Genomic DNA, 14,839 nt, shown 5'->3' with positions numbered 1-14,839 from the left:
TATACGATTGCCTTCGACTTTCAATTCTTTAAGCGCTGTGTTATTTGACAAGTCAAGTTCGCTTATCAAATTGCCGCTGACATCAAGATGTATCAAATTAACATTACTCGACAAATCGAGTTCGGTTAGGTCGTGTCCGCTGACGTTCAGGTATTCGAGCGAGACAAAATGTTCTATGCCGCTCAAATTTCTGATTGTCGGAATAGTCGATTCGTTTCTTGCCGCTCTTACTTCATTGATTATTTGCAAATCCAAGGTGTCGATGTCTTTAACGTCGGTGTTGAAAATCGGGGCGGGGGCGGTTTTTTCTATTAAAGAATACACTGCCGCAAGGAAATTCGTGTCGGTGAAATTGCTTGTTATATTTATCGGACAATCTTGTGTTAACTGCGCAATCGCTCTGCTTTCGATATGGGTGCTGTCTCTTTGGCAGATTCTTGTGCTGTCGCCCGCCGCAAAACAAGTTGCAGGCGTTATCTGCCACGAGCCCCAGTTATGCCCTAATGCCGCGACATCTTCATTTTGTATATCGGTGTCGCCGCATAATGAGCAGGTTCTTGTTCGGCTTCTTGTTCCCGCGGTTGTGCAGCTTACGCCTGTCGTATCCCAAGCAGGGTCGCTCCATTCGTGTGCAGTGCAATCAAAATCAAAAATATTGCAGTCCACCGAAACTCCTCTTAGAGAAAGGTGATTTATTGAGCCCGTTGTTGCTCTGCCTTCGACGACATTGTGAATAATTACACCGCTTAAAAGAGATTTGTCTATGCTCGGTCTGCGGAATGCGCCGTTGCCTACCCAAGCAGGTTGCGCAAAATCAGACAAGCTCAGCGTTCGAGTAATATTTTGTCCTGCCGCCAAATTTGCTCTGAAAAGCGCTCCGCCGTCCGATAATTGAGGGTCATCCATCGCCAAAATTAAAAGTAGCGCTTCGTTTGAAGAATATGTAATATCAATTTCGGAAAATTCCTCCCAGTCGCTGTCAAATTCTGTCCTGATTGCAGTCCAAGCCCATCTGTTCTGCCCTGCGTTTGATGTTGCCGTATTAAATGTAAATGAAACGTTTTCGGGTTCGACATTAAAACTTACTCGAGAACCTAATGTGTCAATATCAATTTCCCAACCGTGCCATTTCCCGTTTGCCAAATCGGGACCTGCAAGCATCGGCGTTGTTTCTTCAAAATCGCAACCGTTTCTTGTGCAAGTTCTTCGCCGTAATCCGTTTGTTTCGCAGGTTGCGGCGGTTATTACCGTCCAAGCGCCGAAACTATGAAGACATTCACCGATTCCGAGAATGTGTCCAAAGCGCCCCCAATGATAATCTTCACTGTATGCGTTTACCGCTTCCGGTGGGACGTATAATACCATGTTTGAGAAAGCATGAGAGTGGAACTGATTATAAAAAATTACCTGCGGGGTAGTCGCTAAATTGGTTACTGATGTTAATTGGGTTATCCAAGAAATCCAAAAAGCAAATTGTTCAATCGTTGTCACCGAAGCGGGAATAGTCAATGCTGTCAGGCGAGATTCGGCAAAAGCTCTCAATTGAATCTGTGTTACTGAATTTGGAATGGTCACTGATGTTATGGCGGCATTTTCGAATGCACCGGCTCCAATAGTTATTACTGTACTCGGTATTGTATAATGTCCCTCTCTGCCGGTTGCGTATTGTATCAAAGTAGTCGCAGCTTTATTAAACAAAATGCCATCGATAGAACGAAAATAAGTGTTGTTTTCATGCACATTAATAGCCGTTAATTTTGGATTTTTCGCAAACACTTCTCCCCCGATAGTCGCCAAAGAGTACCCAATAGTTACCGTCTCTAAATTCCCTCCCAATAAATCACTTAAATCAGCATCTGCCGTCGCACTAAAACCCCTAAAAGCGACGGATCCAACAGATGTCACGGAATTTGGAATATTTATTGATGTCAAACCGGCACCCCAAAACGCCCCCCCTCCGATTTCTGTCACGGAATTAGGAAGAGTTATTGATGTCAAAGCCGTGTTGAGATAGAAAGCATTTTGTCCAATAATTCTTACCGAATTGCCAATAGTCACATCGCTTAAACGACTGGCATTCGAAAAAGCACTATTGCCTATTACCTCTACTGAGTTAGGAATTCTTATGGATGTTAAATTGGTAGCGTACGCAAAAGCATCTCTATCGATATATGTAACTGTTTCGGAAATGCTGACAGATGTTAAATTGGTAAGGTTACTAAAAGCACGCTCCGTGATATTTGTTACACCGTTTCCTATGACAATAGTGGTAATACTATCTCTGACGGGCGCCCAGGGGGTTCCACCCGTTAGGGACATCTGTCCCGTTCCGCTCACCGTAAGCGTTCCTCCACTCAAAGTTGCGACAACATCTCCTGCATTTCCTGTGAAAGGATCGCCGATTTCCCACGTTTGTCCCCACGCCACACTTGCGGCAATCCATATCGCCGCTAAAATCTTGATAATTCTAAATTTGCCCATAAGGCAACCTCCTAAATTAAAATTGTTAAATTTTCCGACAGAAACAAAAAGAGGTCGTTCTGCCGAAAATTCATATTTTTCGCCAAAAAGACACGAATACACCTAATCGTTTTTGTAGTTTACATAAGTAAAAAACATATCCTAACACAAGATGGGCAGAACAACCGGAGTTGTTCTAGTGTTAAGATTTATATTGCTTTTATACAAGCTACATAAACTACAATTTAACGAAATGCAGAGATAGTATCTCCGCTATATCGTATCTTTTTGGCAAGGGGAAAATACGTTATTTTTACTGAGGATTACGGTTTTTTGTGAAAATGTTTTGTTTTTTATTGCGCATAACGTATTTTAAGGTCAAAAAGCTCTTCAAGAAAGGGATTTAATATGACTAAAACAATATCTGTCCGTATTGACGACGGCATAAAGAGACAAGCCGATGAATTTTTTGCCGGCATAGGAATAAACACAGCAACTGCGCTGAGAATGTTTATCTATTCTTCTGTCTGCGGCAAAAAAATTTCCTTTCCTGCTATAAAAAAGCCAAACGCGAGATTGCTCAGAGCCATAAACGATGCAAACAGCGGACATAATTTGTCGCCGAAATTCAAAACGGCAAAAGACGCTGTTGCTTCTATGTTAGAGGACTGAGTTATGCTTGAAATACGCTACACCAAAGATATGAAACAAGACGTTAAAAGAATGGTAAAACGAGGCAAAAATATATCAAAACTGGAAAGAGTTTTGTATTTATTGGCAAACGGAAACGAACTTCCGCCAAAATATCGAAATCACAAATTAACGGGGAATTATTCCGGACACTTTGAATGCCATATTGAACCTGATTGGTTGTTAATATATAAAATATTGAATGACGAGCTGATTTTAATCGCAACTGCGACAGGAACACACTCCGACCTATTCTAAAAGTCTAGCGCCATTAGCATATATTACCTGAAACCACAAAAGTTCCAACGACTTTGTGTAAAATAGTGTTTTGTAACAAATACGCATCATTGTTGAATATTTTATGCAAAAAATAATATGTATTTGCCTTTTGCTTGATAAAAATAGTATTTTCCCCCTAACAAAAGACAAAAATTTTACAAGAAAGGGAAAAAAATGTCTGAAACACTTGAATTTCAAACAGAGGCGAAGCAGCTGCTTAACCTTATGATCCACTCGCTTTATAGCCAAAAAGAGATATTTTTGCGCGAAATTATCTCTAACGCAAGCGACGCGCTCGACAAACTTCGCTTTGAGGCGCTTACAAATTCGGCGATAAATGCGGACGCCGATACTCTTAAAATCACCATTTCCGCAAACAAAGAAAACCGCGTTTTGACGGTTTCCGACAACGGCGTGGGAATGAACCGCGAAGAACTTATCAGCAATTTGGGGACTATCGCCCGCAGTGGAAGCAAGGCGTTTCTCGAAAAACTTTCGGGCGACCAAAAACTTGATTCCAATCTTATCGGACAGTTCGGCGTGGGCTTTTATTCGGTGTTTATGGTTGCTTCCAAGGTGGAGGTTCTGACCAAAAGAGCGGGCGGCGACGTTGCATATCGCTGGACAAGCAGCGGCGCGGGCGAAACGACTTATCAAATTGAAGAGGCGGCGCGTTTGGAAACAGGAACGGACGTCATCATTTATTTGAACGAGGGCGAAGACGAATATTTGGAGGACTACAAACTCAAAGGGCTTGTGAAAAAATACTCGTCGTTTATCGCGTTTCCCGTGCAGATGATGAGCACAGTTTCGGAAGCGGACGAAAAAGACGGCAAAAAAAGCGAACCGGAAACAATAAATTCGCTTAAACCGATTTGGGAAAGAAGCGCGAGCGAGGTTAAAGAAGAAGAATACGAAGAATTTTATTCGCAGGCGTGCGGGGGCTTCGGGAAAATCCTGAAAACCATTCACACAAAGGCGGAAGGCGCAATGGAATACTCGGCAATCGCGTTTATTCCCGAAAAACTTTCGCCCTTTGAAATGTATAACCAAGAGCGCAAACACGGCGTAAAACTTTACGTGAAAAAAGTGTTTATTTCGGACGATGTTAAGGAACTTTTGCCCGAATATTTGCGTTTTGTGCGCGGAATTGTGGACAGCGCGGACTTGCCGCTCAACGTTTCCCGCGAAATTTTGCAGGAAAATCCGATTATCAAGAAAATTCGCAAGGCGCTTACGGGCAAGATTTTCTCGGAATTGCAGAAACTCGCCGAAAAAGACAAGGAAAAATACGAGGCGTTTTGGAGAGAATTGGGAACAATTCTAAAAGAGGGCTTGTATAACGACTACGATAACCGCGAGACCTTGACCGAATTGGTGCGTTTTAATTCGAGCCACGGCGAAACCAAAGAATTTTTGACTTCCTTTGACGAATACATTTCGCGAATGAACGAAAAGCAGAAAGACATTTACTATATTATGGGCGAGACCTACGAAGGCGTTCGCAAAAGCCCGAATATGGAACTTTTCCGCGACAAAAACATCGAAGTAATTTACTTTACCGACCCGATAGACGAGTTTATTATTCCTGCGCTTTTTACAGTAAAGGGTAAGGAACTCAAAAACATCGCCGACAGCAAACTTGATTTGGGCGAACTCGAAGGCGACGAGAAAAAAGCGCTCGAAGAAAGCGAGGCGAAATACAAAAAATTCGTCGGTCGCGTAAAAAACATTCTTGACGCGGACGTAGAAGAGGTGAAAATAACCAACCGTCTCAAAGAAAGCGCGGCAAGAGTAGTTGACGGCGGCGGCGCAATGGGCGCTCAAATGGAAAGAATGATGAAAGCAATGGGACAAGCAATTCCCGAAAGCAAGAAAATTCTGGAAATAAACGGCAATCACGGCGTTATCGAAAAATTAAACGCGCTCTACGAAAAGGATTCCAAAAGCGAAGAATTGCAAGAGTGGGTAAAATTGCTTTACGAACAAGCGCTGATAGCCAGCGGACAACCCGTAAAGGACTTGTCGGGGTATATGCAAAGAGTAAACAAGATGTTTGAGAAAGCGGCGAGTTAAGTCGGCGGATTTCTTTGGTAGTTTAGATAGGTGAGTGCATAAAAATGCACTCACTTTTTTTGTTTATGCTGTTTGTTTGTGGCAAATATTATTTTACCACCGCAACAACTTGTGAATAGTGGAATTTTTGTTTCTGCTATTTACTACTATCTATTGATAAAACAAGCGGAGAATTGCCTCCGTGGGCTGTTCTGCTTGCCGTTTGTTTTTTTCATACAGGTAGTTTTTCACAAGTTGTTGCAAATTTATGAATTTGCAGGACAGCCCTTGCTGTTTCTGTTTTAACTATTTAATTTGCCGAGAGCGGCTAAGGAGGATTGAATGTTTAAGTGGGTATTAAAGAGTATTGACAGGCTGGTTTGGCAACAGGTTGTGCCGATTGGAGTGGCTTCTGCCGTAGGAATTGGCGGCACAGTGGCTGTGGTAAATATGAATAACGAGGTTAGGCATTTGCAAGCCACACAAAAAATTGAGTTAGAAGCAATAAGAATTGAAACAGACTCGACTGTTTTGAGGTTGCAAGCGGAAATTACCGCAATGAAATTACAAGCCGAATTGGACGCACTGCAAAGACAATTAGCAGAACAACAAGCCGCCGAAGAGAGAAGACAGGCAGAGGACGAGAGAAAGCGGCAGGCACCAGCGCAACCTGCCAGAAATTCCTCAATTGTCGGAAGATGGAGAAACGATCAGTGGGGTGTATTTACATTTAATTCAAACAATAGGGGAGATCTTACTGGTCGTGGTGGTCGTTGTAATTTCGACTGGACTCATAGAAATGGAATGGTAGATGTTTATTATAGTTGTGGTGGTTGGCAATCAGATGTTTTTACTTTCAGGGGTGGTAATACATTTACATTAAACGATATTGTCTATACAAGAGATTAGGTTTAGCCAACTGTTTGTTGTCTGTTAGCGTGTAAAAACTGCAATCACTTTTTGTTTGCACTGTTTATTTGCGCACTTTCTTTATGCCAAATATTATTTTCTCTTAATTCAGAGGGGAGAAAAAAAGTGAAATTTATATTAAAGCACAAAGACATTTCCGTAATTGAGCTGGAACTTGACGACGGCGGGACTATTTCTGCGTTCGGAGAACTGCTGAACGAGGCGCGTCTGCCTGTCGGGGCGCTTGGCAAAAACGCTTGAATGGTTATCTGTTGCACCTATTTACGACAGCGGAACATCAATGTGGTGCAAGGAGTTGGCGTTAACGGCTCCGAGCGCGCAGCTTGAAAGCAAACCTTTCAGAAGTAAGCACGAAAATCAAATAAAATTAGTAAAGGATTTTTCGTGGTTAAATCTTGATACGCTTGACGGCATAGAAGACGAATTCGCAGAAATTCTTTCAAAAGCAGTCAGCGACCCGTCGCTCCTTGCCGAACGGAACAAAAAACTTTGCTCTGCGCTAAGAAAACGAATAGAGTTGCTTAAAAGTATAGTTTCGTAAAAAAATAAGCTGACTGCAATTTGCAGTCAGCCTAAAGTCTTCTATTTCAGAATTGTGATAAATTAAATAACATCATCCTCATCGTTGAGCATACTTTCGTCGAACTCTTCTAATGGTACAAAATCTTCAGGGATAATGGCGATTTCCTCTTCTTCGATAAACTCTTCTTGGATTTCATCGTTTGTTCCGACTGCATCGTCGTTTTCGTCAATGATTTTTTCTTCTTCTGTCGGAAGTATTGAAAACATTCCGCTATCCGCTTTCATTGCTTCGATTAAATCTTCGCGTCCGATTTGTCTCAAATGCCTCTCTCTTTTGTATTCGTTTCTGTGCTCGGGGCAGAATTTGGGATAAATATATTGACGCGGAAAAATCTTTGTTGTAAACTGATTGGTACACTGAATTAAAGCGCAGTTCATAGTTTGTTCCACTACCGTTGTATATTTGTGCTGAATTGTCTGGTTTTTCAAATTCACATCTTCGGGTTTCGTCCTTTTGCGAATTCTATACCTGTCTTTTCTGTGTTCAACACAATATTTGGAAATATGGATACCGTAAAAAACCTTGCCACAACCGGGGTACATACATATTTTTTCTTTGAATTTTTGACCTCGCGGGGTCTTTGGTAATTGCATAACCTCTCCTCAAAATTAAATGTAGTGTAAATATACTGCAAAATTATTGATTTTGCTTGCTTTCGCCCCGATTTCGTGCAACATTTCTGTTAATTCTGCTTTTTCTGTGCTCTATAAAGCGTTGAAATTGCTCTTCGGTCAAAATTTCTTTCACTTTTCGGATATTTTGGTACATATTTACCGAAAGGGCTAAATGCAGATTGCCGATTTCAGAAACAATTCTGCTTATTTGGGCGGAATCGACCACATTTTTTGCGGCTTCGTCAATTAATTCGTTTCTCAGTTTGTCTAAATTCGCGAAGTTGTCAGAGTCCTTTGCACGAAATTCTCTGCGCAGTTCAACGAACGCCTCTCTTTGGGCAGGTGTTAAATCTAACGTTTCTATGAAACGAACTCTGTTTTGACCACCCTCGTTTTCGCCGCCGCCTCTTCTTTGTTGCTGTTGTTGTGCAAAACACGTAAATGTCAGCGCCAAAATTAAAATAAAACTTAAAATCTTCTTCATAAAAATCCTCCTTTTATTGTTGTTCAATCAAGCAATGAATAAAAACTATCGTCTATAAAAAGCACGTCTTCGCTTTGTGTGAAAAAATCATCAAGCGGCTCTTGCGGTTTTGGCGCAAGCAACAAAACGCCAGCAAGAATGAACGCAGGAACTGTGAAAAGTGCAGGCAAAACATACTTTTCGCCTACTATGCGAAATCTCACTTTTCCGTAAACATCGTCGGGAAGGGGCGGTAAATTATTACCGATTTGAGCAATAAAATCATCAAAATTTTTCATCGAAATCCTCCCTTATCTTTTGTTTTAACCGCATAATTTCTACTCTAAGCGCGCCCGAAGTTTTTCCTGTAATCTGCGCCAAATCGTCAAACGAAATCCCATCGACTTCTCGGCTTATAAGCAAAAATCTTTCTTGCGCGGAAAGCGATGAGAGTATTTTTTCCGCAAGATTTTTGTCGCTTATCCTGTCTTCGCCGCTTTTAACTTCTATGTTTTCATTAAGCGGCAATTCCCGCCTGCTTTTCTTCTTGTTGATAAACTTCATTGTTTCATTAAGCGCAATTCTGTAAATCCAAGTAGAAAACGCCGCTTCAAAACGAAAGTTTTTTATGCTTTTGTGAAGAACGACAAAAACGTTTTGCAAAACAACTTTAGCGTCGCTTTCGTTTTTTAGCGTTCTCAGCACAACCCGCCAAACAAATGGAGCATAGTGGTCATAAATCTTTTTGAAACCACGCGCGCTTCCGTAGTTTTGCAAATCATCAAGCGGCAAATCGAGCAAATCTTCCTCCGTGCTTCGTTCGTATTGTTAGTTATTGCTAATCAATAGTTTTGTTACAAAGATATGAACTTTTGAGATAAATTTCTGTTTTTTAGCAGATTTTACTTCAAAAGTCCGTGTTTTTCTCTGACAGCTTTATCCAATTCTGTAAACATCGCGGGATTATCCACAAGATAAGTTCTTGCGTTTTCGCGACCTTGCCCAATTCTTTCGCCGTTGTATGAGAACCAAGAGCCGCTTTTTTCGACCAATCCGTCGGCAACTGCAACGTCAAGCAAATCGCCCGATGTAGAAATTCCCTGATTGTAGATAATGTCGAAGTCCGCTTCTCTGAAAGGAGGGGAGACCTTGTTTTTTACGACTTTAAGATGAACGCGATTACCTAAAATTTCATCGCCCTCTTTGATAGCCTCTTTTTTACGCACGTCAATTCTAACACTGGCATAATATTTCAGCGCGTTTCCGCCTGTGGTTGTTTCGGGGTTGCCGAACATTACACCGATTTTCATTCGTAATTGGTTTATAAATATGAGACAGGTGTTTGTTTTGGAAATAATCGGCGTAAGTTTTCGCATCGCCTGCGACATCATTCGCGCTTGCAATCCGACGTGGCTGTCGCCCATATCGCCCTCGATTTCGGCTTGAGGAGCGAGTGCCGCCACCGAGTCTAAGACGATAATATCCACTGCTCCGCTTTTTGCCAATGTTTCGACGATTTCCAGAGCCTGTTCGCCCGAATCGGGTTGGCTCAAAATCAAATTTTCGACGTCAACGCCGAGCGTTTTTGCCCACGACGGGTCAAACGCATATTCCACATCGACCAAAACCGCTGTTCCGCCTGTTTTTTGCGCGTTGGCGATTGCGGTAAGGGCGAGAGTTGTTTTTCCCGACGATTCGGGACCGTAAATTTCTACTATTCTGCTTTTGGGAAAGCCGCCTACGCCGAGCGCAATATCAACCGAAATCGCTCCCGATGAAATTGCTTCTATCGGTGCAACGGGACCCGAATCGCCGAGGCGCATAATCGAGCCTTTTCCGTGTTCTTTTTCTATTTGGCTGAGCGCGTTTTTAAGCAAGTCGCCTTTTGCGTTGCTTGCCGCTTCTGCTTTATCTTTTTTCTTTTCCGCCATTTTATATTCTCCTTTTTTTATTGTAGGGGCGTATTGCATACGCCCAAAATATCCAGGTCGTTTTTTTTATTGGGCGTATGCAATACGCCCCTACGTGATCGCGTTTTTATCGGGCGAAAAATATTTCGCCCCTACGTTGCCGGCGTTATTTCGCCACCTCAGTGTGTCTTGTTTCGCGGATTGTGGTTATTTTTATTGTACCGGGGTATTCCATTTCCGCTTCGATTTTCTTCACCATTGCGCGCGCCAATTCTTCGCATTGTGCGTCGTTTACTACGCCCGGCATTACCATAACGCGAACTTCGCGACCTGCTTGTATCACAAATGCTTTTTCGACTCCGTTGAAACTTGTCGCGATTGCCTCGAGGTCGGTCAGACGGTTTACGTAATTTGTGAGCGTTTCTTTGCGCACGCCCGGTCTGCTCGACGAAATTGTGTCTGCCGCCTGAACAATAACGGGATATACCGAAATCGCGGTGCAATCTTCGTGGTGAGCGGCAATAGCGTTGCAAATTATGCTGTTTTCACCTGCTTCTTCTGCAATAGTTGCACCCAAAGCGGAGTGCGTTCCCTCGTTTTCGCGGTCAATCGCCTTGCCTATATCGTGAAGCAAACCTGCTCGCACAGCTGTTTTAACATCATAGCCGAGTTGTGCCGCAATAACCCCCGACATTACGGCGACTTCGTGCGAGTGTTGCAATACGTTTTGTCCGTAAGAAGTTCTGTATTTTAAGCGTCCGAGCATATCTACAATCTTGGGCTTAAGTCCGTGAACATCCAAATCAAGCATAATTTCTTCTGCCGCTTGCTTCATCTTTACTACGATTTCTTTTTGCGCTTTATTTACTACTTCTTCAATTCTTCCCGGGTGAATTCTTCCGTCTCCGATTAACTGCTCAAGCGAAAGACGGGCAACTTCGCGGCGAACGGGGTCAAAACACGAAAGCACAACTGTGTCGGGCGTGTCGTCAACAATGACATCAACTCCCGTAAATTCTTCAAATGAGCGGATATTTCGTCCTTCACGTCCTATTATTCGCCCTTTCATATCTTCGCTCGGCAAATGAACTACGGCTACCGTTGTATCGACAGTTACATCTGCGGCAACTCTTTGAATTGTCCGCAAAACCAACTCTCTTGCCTCTTCGTCGGCTTTTTCTTTTGCTTCGTCGCTACGCTTTTTAATCATTTCTGCATTCTCATAGCGAATTTGATGTTCAAGATTTTGCAAAAGAAGTTTCTTTGCGTCATCCCTGGTCATATTCGCAACCTGCTCTAATTTGTCGTTTTGCAGATTTACCAAACGCTCAATTTCCGTTTCCTTAAAAGCAATGTTTTTTTCGCGGCTCGAAAGAAAGTTTTCGCGCGAAACAACTGTTTTCTCTTTCTCTTCCAAGTCGCGTTCTTCGTCGCGTAAGGTCTTTTGGCGGTCTTTTATGTCCGCTTCCATATCTTGCACTTTACTTCTTCGTTGCTCTAATTCCTGCTCGTTTTTTGCTCGCTCTTTTACCATTGCTTCTTTAACTTCGAGCATCGCTTCTTTTTTTGCCAACTCTGCTGCGACTTTACCGTTTTCTATTATTTCAGACCGCTCTCTTTCGGCGTTTGACCTAATAGCATCCAAATAACCCTTGTCTGTCATTGTTTTCCATTTAAGCCCGAAAATGAATGCGGCTACAAGGCCCACAAGCCCGACAAACCCAACCAAAATTATCATTGTATCCATCCCTCACCCCTTTATTTTTCACGCCATATTAGCAGGCGATTGTATATGTGTTGAAATCTTTTGCAATATTTTCTGTAGCGCTTTTTCATATTCTTCGCTTTTCGACGGATTTTCTCTCAAATTTATTGATTTGGAATTGGAAACCGAATCGTAAGCAAAAGCAAGTGCGGCAAGTACCACGGCGCTGAGCTCGTCTTTGGTTTGTTTGTAATACAAAATTCCCTGTTCGAGTTGAGCGGCGGCTTCTTTTAAGGTTTCGCTGTCCCAATCCTGAGATCGCACCGTGTATTCTTTGTTGTCAATGGTTAGTTTTTCTTCAAGCATAAGTTTGCTCCCCGCCGCCTGCCTTTTCGATGTGCGCAAGAATACTTTGTGCTAACGGTCTCAGTTCTCGGAAAAGTTCATTGTCTGAAGGTTGAGAAACGCAAGAGTTGTCAATCACCCCGTCTAACAGAGTGCGAAGACGCTCCATTTCGTTTTTATATTGGATGTTTTTATTTATCAGCAACCCCACTTTATCGTCGAGTTCTGTTATCATTTCTTCGAGCATAATAATCTAATCCTAATAATATGTAAGCCAAAACTTGACTGTATCAAATTAAAAATATGTTTTGCGCCACCCAAAGTGCAAACAATTTGCACTAAACTTTGAATTTGTTAGAAATATCCTCTTTTTTCGACTTCTTGCCAGCCCGTTAATTCCCGCAGAAAGCACAGTGATTTCATCATTGGGTTTTGTAAAAACATAAATTTCAAGTCGCCTTTTTCGTATTCAATTTGAATTATGTTTCTTTGTTGGAACACAGGCGCGAGTTTGTCGTCGATTTCTACAACAATTTCTGCGGCGTCGCCCGAAAACACAACTTTATTCTTGTGTATTTTTAGGTCGCCTATGTCAAGTGTGGTAATTCGCCCCGTGTAATCGTTTTGGATAAGATGCACTTTTTCGCTTGTACACAAAATATCGTTATCGCTTGCATTGGCTATCATATTTCTTGTGAACATTTTCTGCTTTTTAACCCAATCGTAAAGGTCTTTCACGTCATTTTCGGGGTTTTTAATATACAAATTCGCACTAAAATTATACTCTTTTTTGCATTTTTCGCATATTATCGAATTATTATCGAATTTCAAGCTTTCGATTGCCTCACAACTTGGGCAGAGCCAAATAAGATTTTGCATTCCGGCAGTCAGGTTTTGTCCCGTAAATTTGTTGTTTTTTGATTTTTCAATGTCGTTGTTTTTTATGAAACTTATAATTTCGTCGCGAAGTTCATCGCTCGTTTTCTCTTTCATTACTTCGGGATAAATAACTTTTCGATGGGTTGTTATCTGCCCAATTCTTGGAAATTTCGCCCACCACGGCTGAGCAATAAAATTGCCCTCAATTCGACACATAACGATAGGAATGTTGAATTTTTGCGCCATTTTTTCTATTCCCGAATAAATCGGCTGTGTTTCGCCGTCCCAAGAAGTCTGTCCTTCGGGGAAAATCATAAGCGGATAGCCCGCTTTTACTTCCGCAATGCTTTTTTTCATAGCGCCGACATCGGAAAGTCCTTTTTTCTTTGGAAATGCGCCTATGTTTTTAAGCACCCATCTCTGAAACCAAAACGACTTAAATCCGTCTTCGTTCATCATTATAGCAACGGGAGTGCTTGAATAATGACAGACAATCCACGGGTCAAGAAAATTTGCATGATTCGAAATCATAATAAACGGTGCCTTGGGAAGTTTATCGCCCTCGACTTTCAATGATTTTCTGTGTTTTTTCCAAACAACTATCGGAACAATACCTCTGTTTATTGTCCAAAATAAATAACGCCAAAGTTTTTGTAAAATCTTTTTCATATTCTCTACACTCTACACTTTTTTACACATTAAATTTAAAAAACATAATATCACCGTCTTTTACGATGTATTCTTTGCCTTCTAAACGCATTTTTCCTTGATTTTTAATCTCCGTTTCGCTCTTGTAAGTCAGTAAGTCGTTAAGCGTGTAAACTTCTGCCTTAATAAATCCGCGCTCAAAATCCGTGTGAATTACTCCTGCCGCCTGAGGTGCGGTAAAACCCTTTTTTATAGTCCATGCTCGGTTTTCACTTTCGCCCGCCGTGAAAAACGTCTGCAAGCCCAAAAGGTCGTAAGCCGCCCGCGCCAAAGCGTTAAGCCCCGGTTCGGTAAGTCCCAAATCCGCCAAAAATTCTTTTTTATCTTCTTCTTCCAAATCGGCGAGTTCTTCTTCGATTTTTCCGCAGATTTTTATGCAAAGCGCGTTGTCTTTTTCGGCTATTTCGCGCAATTTCTTCACGTATTCGTTGTCTGCTTTAAGGGTAGCTTCATCGACGTTTGCAACATACAAAACGGGCTTTAAGGTAATTAAATGAAGTTCCGAAAGAAGCAATTGTTCGTGTTCCGTAAGCGCTCTGCGGGCGGGGATACCTGCGTTTATTTGGTCTATCGCCTTTTGCACAATATCCATTTTTGCCGCGGCTTCTTTGTCGCCCGATTTTTTCATTTTTTCAAAGCGCGATTTGCTTTTTTCGAGCGTGTCCAAATCTTTGAGCATAAGTTCTGTGTCGATAACTTCAACGTCGCGCACGGGGTCAACATTGCCCGAAACGTGCGTTATGTCGGTGGACTCAAAGCATCGAACAACGTGCAAAATTGCATTTACGCCTTTTATGTGTCCTAAAAACTGGTTTCCCAATCCCTCGCCCGTGGATGCGCCTTTTACAAGTCCCGCAATATCTACAAGTTCCAAAAGCGCGGGAATTATTTTTTTAGTCGGGATAATCTCGGTTATTTGCGCAAGTCGCGGGTCGGGAACGCTAACAACTCCCGAATTAGGGTCGATGGTACAAAATGGATAGTTCGCCGTTTGTGCTTTTCCCGACGAAATCGCGTTAAAAATAGTGGATTTTCCCACATTGGGCAATCCGACAATACCTGCCGATACGCTCATTTTTTCTCACTTTCATTGTGTTTTTGTATAGAAAAATAATATTTTGCAGGGCGCTTGTGAGATAAATTTCAAAAATTGAGGTTTTTATCTATGTTTTATCTCTGTTTTAATAAAAAAAGAGGCGACCTTGAAAAATCGCCTCA

Annotated in this window: 16 protein-coding genes; 5 read left to right on the top strand and 11 right to left on the bottom strand. The window is 42.1% G+C overall.

What is annotated here, in order from left to right; genetic code table 11:
* On the bottom strand, positions 1–2,481 hold a 2,481-nt coding region (locus FWE23_08065; protein MCL2845388.1), incomplete at its 3' end, for a leucine-rich repeat protein.
* A 387-nt stretch (positions 2,482–2,868) separates the two neighbouring features.
* Here FWE23_08065 and FWE23_08060 point away from each other — a divergent pair.
* The 5 genes from FWE23_08060 to FWE23_08040 all read left to right on the top strand — a co-directional run bounded on the left by FWE23_08060 (position 2,869) and on the right by FWE23_08040 (position 6,955).
* Positions 2,869–3,132 (top strand): type II toxin-antitoxin system RelB/DinJ family antitoxin, encoded by a 264-nt coding sequence (locus tag FWE23_08060; GenBank protein MCL2845387.1) that lies wholly within the window; start codon positions 2,869–2,871, stop codon positions 3,130–3,132.
* Positions 3,133–3,135: 3 nt separating this feature from the next.
* Entirely contained in the window at positions 3,136–3,408 is a 273-nt protein-coding gene (locus FWE23_08055) for a type II toxin-antitoxin system YafQ family toxin (protein MCL2845386.1), read from the top strand.
* A 195-nt stretch (positions 3,409–3,603) separates the two neighbouring features.
* Positions 3,604–5,505 (top strand): molecular chaperone HtpG, encoded by a 1,902-nt coding sequence (gene htpG / locus FWE23_08050; GenBank protein MCL2845385.1) that lies wholly within the window; start codon positions 3,604–3,606, stop codon positions 5,503–5,505.
* A gap of 321 nt (positions 5,506–5,826) precedes the next feature.
* A complete protein-coding gene (locus tag FWE23_08045) occupies positions 5,827–6,393 on the top strand; it encodes a cell envelope integrity protein TolA (protein MCL2845384.1) in 567 nt (188 codons plus the stop codon).
* A 244-nt stretch (positions 6,394–6,637) separates the two neighbouring features.
* Positions 6,638–6,955: a hypothetical protein gene (locus FWE23_08040; protein MCL2845383.1), complete on the top strand. Its 318-nt coding sequence runs from the start codon at positions 6,638–6,640 to the stop codon at positions 6,953–6,955.
* A 62-nt stretch (positions 6,956–7,017) separates the two neighbouring features.
* Here FWE23_08040 and FWE23_08035 read toward each other — a convergent pair whose 3' ends face one another.
* The 10 genes from FWE23_08035 to ychF all read right to left on the bottom strand — a co-directional run bounded on the left by FWE23_08035 (position 7,018) and on the right by ychF (position 14,696).
* Positions 7,018–7,590 carry a hypothetical protein gene (locus tag FWE23_08035; protein ID MCL2845382.1) on the bottom strand — a complete coding sequence of 191 codons (573 nt, stop codon included), beginning with the start codon at positions 7,588–7,590 and terminating at the stop codon, positions 7,018–7,020.
* 43 nt (positions 7,591–7,633) lie between these two features.
* Positions 7,634–8,095 (bottom strand): periplasmic heavy metal sensor, encoded by a 462-nt coding sequence (locus tag FWE23_08030; GenBank protein ID MCL2845381.1) that lies wholly within the window; start codon positions 8,093–8,095, stop codon positions 7,634–7,636.
* 23 nt (positions 8,096–8,118) lie between these two features.
* Positions 8,119–8,373 (bottom strand): hypothetical protein, encoded by a 255-nt coding sequence (locus tag FWE23_08025; protein MCL2845380.1) that lies wholly within the window; start codon positions 8,371–8,373, stop codon positions 8,119–8,121.
* Positions 8,360–8,875: a sigma-70 family RNA polymerase sigma factor gene (locus FWE23_08020; protein ID MCL2845379.1), complete on the bottom strand. Its 516-nt coding sequence runs from the start codon at positions 8,873–8,875 to the stop codon at positions 8,360–8,362. The genes FWE23_08025 and FWE23_08020 overlap by 14 nt, the downstream gene beginning before the upstream one ends.
* Before the next feature lie 101 nt (positions 8,876–8,976).
* On the bottom strand, positions 8,977–10,005 hold the full coding sequence (gene recA, locus FWE23_08015) for a recombinase RecA (protein ID MCL2845378.1): 1,029 nt from the start codon (positions 10,003–10,005) through the stop codon (positions 8,977–8,979).
* Between the two features lie 145 nt (positions 10,006–10,150).
* Positions 10,151–11,731, bottom strand: a complete 1,581-nt coding sequence (gene rny / locus FWE23_08010; GenBank protein MCL2845377.1) for a ribonuclease Y — start codon at positions 11,729–11,731, stop codon at positions 10,151–10,153.
* Positions 11,732–11,749: 18 nt separating this feature from the next.
* On the bottom strand, positions 11,750–12,055 hold the full coding sequence (gene zapA, locus FWE23_08005) for a cell division protein ZapA (GenBank protein MCL2845376.1): 306 nt from the start codon (positions 12,053–12,055) through the stop codon (positions 11,750–11,752).
* Positions 12,048–12,281, bottom strand: coding sequence for a hypothetical protein (locus tag FWE23_08000; protein ID MCL2845375.1), 234 nt, complete (start codon positions 12,279–12,281; stop codon positions 12,048–12,050). Before FWE23_08000 ends, zapA begins: the two co-directional genes overlap by 8 nt.
* Positions 12,282–12,388: 107 nt before the next feature.
* On the bottom strand, positions 12,389–13,582 hold the full coding sequence (locus FWE23_07995) for a 1-acyl-sn-glycerol-3-phosphate acyltransferase (protein ID MCL2845374.1): 1,194 nt from the start codon (positions 13,580–13,582) through the stop codon (positions 12,389–12,391).
* Positions 13,583–13,604: 22 nt separating this feature from the next.
* Positions 13,605–14,696, bottom strand: coding sequence for a redox-regulated ATPase YchF (gene ychF, locus FWE23_07990; GenBank protein ID MCL2845373.1), 1,092 nt, complete (start codon positions 14,694–14,696; stop codon positions 13,605–13,607).
* Positions 14,697–14,839 lie beyond the last annotated feature (143 nt).

It is taken from the genome of Chitinivibrionia bacterium, assembly GCA_009779925.1.
Classification (GTDB): domain Bacteria; phylum Fibrobacterota; class Chitinivibrionia; order Chitinivibrionales; family Chitinivibrionaceae; genus WRFX01.
Note: the sequence above shows the minus strand (reverse complement) of the source record. Positions and strands in the feature narration are given on the sequence as shown.

What these genes read in the sequence shown, in the direction of transcription:
- ychF (MCL2845373.1), bottom strand. Translation starts at nt 14,696, where the DNA reads ATGAGCGTATCGGCAGGTATTGTCGGATTGCCCAATGTGGGAAAATCC.
- FWE23_08035 (MCL2845382.1), bottom strand. Translation starts at nt 7,590, where the DNA reads ATGCAATTACCAAAGACCCCGCGAGGTCAAAAATTCAAAGAAAAAATA.
- zapA (MCL2845376.1), bottom strand. Translation starts at nt 12,055, where the DNA reads ATGCTTGAAGAAAAACTAACCATTGACAACAAAGAATACACGGTGCGA.
- FWE23_08055 (MCL2845386.1), top strand. Translation starts at nt 3,136, where the DNA reads ATGCTTGAAATACGCTACACCAAAGATATGAAACAAGACGTTAAAAGA.
- FWE23_08060 (MCL2845387.1), top strand. Translation starts at nt 2,869, where the DNA reads ATGACTAAAACAATATCTGTCCGTATTGACGACGGCATAAAGAGACAA.
- FWE23_07995 (MCL2845374.1), bottom strand. Translation starts at nt 13,582, where the DNA reads ATGAAAAAGATTTTACAAAAACTTTGGCGTTATTTATTTTGGACAATA.
- FWE23_08025 (MCL2845380.1), bottom strand. Translation starts at nt 8,373, where the DNA reads ATGAAAAATTTTGATGATTTTATTGCTCAAATCGGTAATAATTTACCG.
- FWE23_08045 (MCL2845384.1), top strand. Translation starts at nt 5,827, where the DNA reads ATGTTTAAGTGGGTATTAAAGAGTATTGACAGGCTGGTTTGGCAACAG.
- FWE23_08000 (MCL2845375.1), bottom strand. Translation starts at nt 12,281, where the DNA reads ATGCTCGAAGAAATGATAACAGAACTCGACGATAAAGTGGGGTTGCTG.
- htpG (MCL2845385.1), top strand. Translation starts at nt 3,604, where the DNA reads ATGTCTGAAACACTTGAATTTCAAACAGAGGCGAAGCAGCTGCTTAAC.
- recA (MCL2845378.1), bottom strand. Translation starts at nt 10,005, where the DNA reads ATGGCGGAAAAGAAAAAAGATAAAGCAGAAGCGGCAAGCAACGCAAAA.
- FWE23_08030 (MCL2845381.1), bottom strand. Translation starts at nt 8,095, where the DNA reads ATGAAGAAGATTTTAAGTTTTATTTTAATTTTGGCGCTGACATTTACG.
- rny (MCL2845377.1), bottom strand. Translation starts at nt 11,731, where the DNA reads ATGGATACAATGATAATTTTGGTTGGGTTTGTCGGGCTTGTGGGCCTT.